This is a genomic window from Tianweitania sp., from assembly GCF_032053605.1.
Classification (GTDB): Bacteria; Pseudomonadota; Alphaproteobacteria; order Rhizobiales; family Rhizobiaceae; genus Tianweitania.
Window position 1 is genome coordinate 1 of sequence record NZ_DAMBUH010000184.1, and the last position, 3902, is coordinate 3902.

The window sequence follows — 3902 nt, forward strand, 5'->3', positions numbered from 1 at the left end:
TGGAGCCGCCGGGGCCATTCGAGTTGCCAGGGCCGCCCGAATTTCCGGATCCGCCATTGTTGCCATTGTTGCCGTTATTGCCACGGCCCCCGCCGTTATCATCGCTGCGTTGGGAGTCGCGAAGGGCTTGCGAGACGAGGGATGTCGTCAGTGGCGGGCATTGCGCCAACTGTCCGCGCGACAGGATGGTGCTGCGATTGAGGGCGGCGCAGCACAGCGCGAGATTGTTGCGTGTCAGCGTGCGGCATTGATTGGCCGTCACGTTCTGCCTTGCCGATTGCGAGATCGCCGTGGAGCTTGAAAAGACGAGAGAAGCCGTTGAGATCAGCAGGGCAGCACCAAGGCTGCCCGCGTTTTTTGCGAACGAGTACATGCTCTTCCTCCTAAGGAAAGATGCGCCCGTCCCCTCTTTGGCGTATGATGGATGTCACCGTCATTGGTAACAATCTGTAAACGCTAGTGTAATCCTGATCTGTCCGCAAGCGGGATTCTTTATATTTGCCTCACCGGCGCATTTTAGCCTATGCGATTGACGCCGGAGATAGTCATGATTCGCTGCGTGATCGTTCTTGCCGTGCTCCTGGGTTGTGCCGCTTGTTCGGAAACCACGAGTAGTATTGGTGCACCCTCGACAATGAAGCCGCTCGGCTTCGCCTTTGCACCTCCTGGCTTCTACCCCTTCTGTGACGAGCAGCCGCGCTTGTGTTCAACCAATGGCGCGTCCGATGCCATGACCATGACGCCCGCGCGCATGGCCGAGTTGAAGGCCGTCAACACATCCGTCAATCGCGGCTTCAAGCAGCGCGATGACAAACCGGGTCTCAGCGGCGACCAATGGGGCATGCCGACCGCGGATGCCGGCGGTGATTGCGAGGATCTCGCGATCATGAAGAAGGCCGAGCTTCTGAAGCGCGGATGGCCCGCTTCGACTTTGCTTCTCACGGTCGGCACTCTGAATGGTGCCGGTCATGCCGTTCTCACCGTTCGCACGTCGAAGGGCGATCTGGTGCTCGACAACATGACGGATGCCATCAAGCCTTGGTCACGCACGCCCTACAAATATTTCGCGCGCCAGAAGCCCAACGCCGGCGGCGGTTCCGAATGGACACGCATCGACAGCTAGCCGTTTTACCGGCGGACAGAACGCTTCAATGCGGAAAGTTCTTGGCTTCCACCAGCGTCCAGATGTCCTTGTTGATGCCCTGGATCGCCGCGATCGAGGCTGAAATGCGCATCATTTCGGGATCGTCCAGCGCCTCGACCTTGCCGTAGCGCACAGCATCCTTGCTTTCCACCACGCGCATCAATTGCGTGCTGGCCCGCGTGCCGGTCTGGTCGAACGAATAGATGCAATGCGTGTATTTGTTGCGCAGCCGCGCCTGACGGCTCAACCGGCTCGTCAGTTCGAGCACGGCTTTACGGTCTTCCGATGTGGTTTTCGACATCTTCGCTAGACGTTCCACGAGCTCGATGCGGGCTTTCGTGGTGTTCAGGGTCAGGAAGATGATGATCGCGGTTTCCTTGTCGGTTTTTGCAAGGCCGGCGATCAGGTAGATCAGGAGGCTTTCCGTGTTGGTCCACGTGTAGTTCAGGTGGCCGACGAGCTGGAGAACATCCTTGAACAACACGACGTCACCGTCCGGGCAGGAGGGTGAGGGCGGAGGCTCCGTCGGCTTCTCCTCCACGGCTGCGGTGGAAGATGGCCGCGGCCTGTGTGCGGTTCGATGTGCCGAGCTTGGTGATGATGTTGTGCAGGTGGATCTTCACCGTGTGTTCGGACAACTGCAGGCTGGCCGCGATCACCTTGTTCTGCAAACCCCGCGCGACGAGTTCCAGGATCTGCAATTCGCGCTCCGTCAGGCCGCTCAACTCGCGCGGATCGAAATGCCCAGGCGGAGCGGGAGCCTTGGCTGGCTGCTGCGCGACGATCTTTTCAGAGGCGAGCGGACGGAACATGGCGGTCGGGATATACTCGCCGCCGATCAGCAGCAGCCGGATCACCGAGAGCCAGATATCGAGCTTCAGGTGCATCGGCAACACGCCGCAAACAACGTTGGATCGGAGGATCTCGTCGATCGGTACGGAGCGACGGGCGTCGGTCTGTACCATTGCGATCAGCGCGCTCGGATGCGCGTTCATCAGCTCGGGGACCCAGTTTTCGAGCTGTTCGAACAAAGCAAGATCGACGAAGATCAGTGAAACGTTCCCCTTGGATCCCTCGCAGGCTGCAGCCAGATCCGGCACCTGGACTGCTGCCACATCGACAAATTCCGTTTCGATGGCCTGGATCAGACATTCCGACAGGACAGGCTTTGCCGTGACAAACAGGAAGGTGTCGCGCTTCCGGACAGGCCGGCCGAACCCGTCTCGCTCGGCTTTAGCGTAGGATTGCATTACTTCAGACATAGGCACTCCCCCAATACGCGATACTGCGTTCCCCTACTCCTTAGGCAATTCCTTCTGCGGGCGTTCCAACAATGTTTAATAATCGTTTAACTTTGATAGTCTGGAATAAATGTATCTCTCTTCTTGTAACCTGGATATAGCCGGAACGATTTAGTTTTTGTGGCTCGGCAGCACTCGTTGTGCTAGGCGCCCAAAACACCAGCGATTTCCATAAGTTGATGCTAAATTGCTTGTTCAAAGCTGCAGCGTTCCGTGTTGTGCGCACATGCAATAATGGTCAGCGAACCTGTCGTAAGCTTGAGAGACCATGTGTCGCCGGCTTAATTTTGAATATTATGCTGAGCTAACAAAGTAGCCTTGCGTCTTACTGTCGATCTAGCTCCAATTGAGGTATTTTTACTTCAATAAAGGGCAGGCAGTGTGATCTCGTTCCGGTTTGGAGAGTGCCGGACCCATCCAAAGAACCTCAGGTTGCGGCTTGTCCCAATGGGCGAGCGCTCGCTGACACGCGCTCTCCTTTGAGGAGGATCTCATCAAGCAACGCATGCCGGGTCTGCGGTCGTTCGTCCCCTCGATCGAGTGTGTCCGGAGATTGAAGCAGCAGCGAAAATGAACACGCCGCTTAACCCCGCAAAGCGCCCTATGAGATGAATGGCGTTCCGGGTCCGCGGCCTCTTTTAGGATTTTGAAGATGAACGCTAAGACGCAGAGCTTTCCTTGGAATTTCGATCCTTCCAGCCAGGATCAGGACCAGGATCAGAGCCAGCATGAACACCAGGGTCAGGGTCAATACGAGAACCAGGGCCAAGGCCAGGGTCAGTCTCAGTACAGCGAGTCCTACAACGGTAATGAGAATGGCAACGGCAATCTTAACGGCAACGGCAATGGCAATCTGAATGCCAATGGTAGCCTGAATGCAAACGGTAACCTCAACACCAACGAAAACCACACTTCGACGACCACTGACACCCATGTGAACGTCGGTGTTGGTGTCGGCCTCAACATGGAAGGCTGGGAGCCATCGGACAACGACTCGATCGACCTCGACCTCGACGGCAATGCCTCGATCGACTCAGTGTTCAACACCACCTTCGACAATGCGTTGAACGGGATGGACGGTGATTATTCCGTCGGCACCCTGATCAATCAGGTCGCCAACATCAACGACAACGATACGCTTACCGCCAACGCGATCAACAACGGCACGTTCACCCAGGATTTCACCGCCGAAGGCGGCGAAGCCTATGCGGGTGACGGCATCAGCGGTGGTGGTGCAGGCGGTTCTGGTGGCAGCTTCGCCAAGGCCTTGGGTGGTACAGGCGCTGCTGGCGGCAATGCGCTCGGCGGTATTGCGCTGGGCGGCATCGGGGCCGGTGGGCTGGCAGGCAGCCTGGCCAATGGCGGTGTCGGTGGTACGGCCGGTGCCAATGGCGGCAATGGCATGACTGGCAGTGCAGGCAGTGGTAGTGCAAGCGGTGGTGGCGGCAACGGTGCAG

General features: G+C 57.6%; 3 protein-coding genes and 2 pseudogenes. 2 read left to right on the plus strand and 3 right to left on the minus strand.

The annotated features are described in order from the left end of the window. A pseudogene (locus RTX98_RS20410) lies at nt 1-373 on the minus strand (hypothetical protein); the annotation flags it as partial. Between the two features lie 174 nt (nt 374-547). On the opposite strand from RTX98_RS20410, the gene RTX98_RS20415 reads away from it, so the two are divergent. Further along, nucleotides 548-1123: a transglutaminase-like cysteine peptidase gene (locus tag RTX98_RS20415; RefSeq protein WP_189503116.1), complete on the plus strand. Its 576-nt coding sequence runs from the start codon at nt 548-550 to the stop codon at nt 1121-1123. A gap of 25 nt (nt 1124-1148) precedes the next feature. Here the strand turns inward: RTX98_RS20415 and RTX98_RS20420 are convergent, their stop codons facing one another. Together RTX98_RS20420 and RTX98_RS20425 are read right to left on the minus strand one after the other, a co-directional pair. Beyond that, a complete protein-coding gene (locus RTX98_RS20420; RefSeq protein WP_312798719.1) occupies nt 1149-1628 on the minus strand; it encodes a hypothetical protein in 480 nt (159 codons plus the stop codon). 4 nt (nt 1629-1632) lie between these two features. Continuing rightward, nucleotides 1633-2406, minus strand: a complete 774-nt coding sequence (locus tag RTX98_RS20425; RefSeq protein ID WP_312798720.1) for a response regulator transcription factor — start codon at nt 2404-2406, stop codon at nt 1633-1635. Nucleotides 2407-3097: 691 nt separating this feature from the next. Here RTX98_RS20425 and RTX98_RS20430 point away from each other — a divergent pair. Further along, nucleotides 3098-3902 (plus strand): annotated as a pseudogene (locus RTX98_RS20430) (hypothetical protein); the annotation flags it as partial.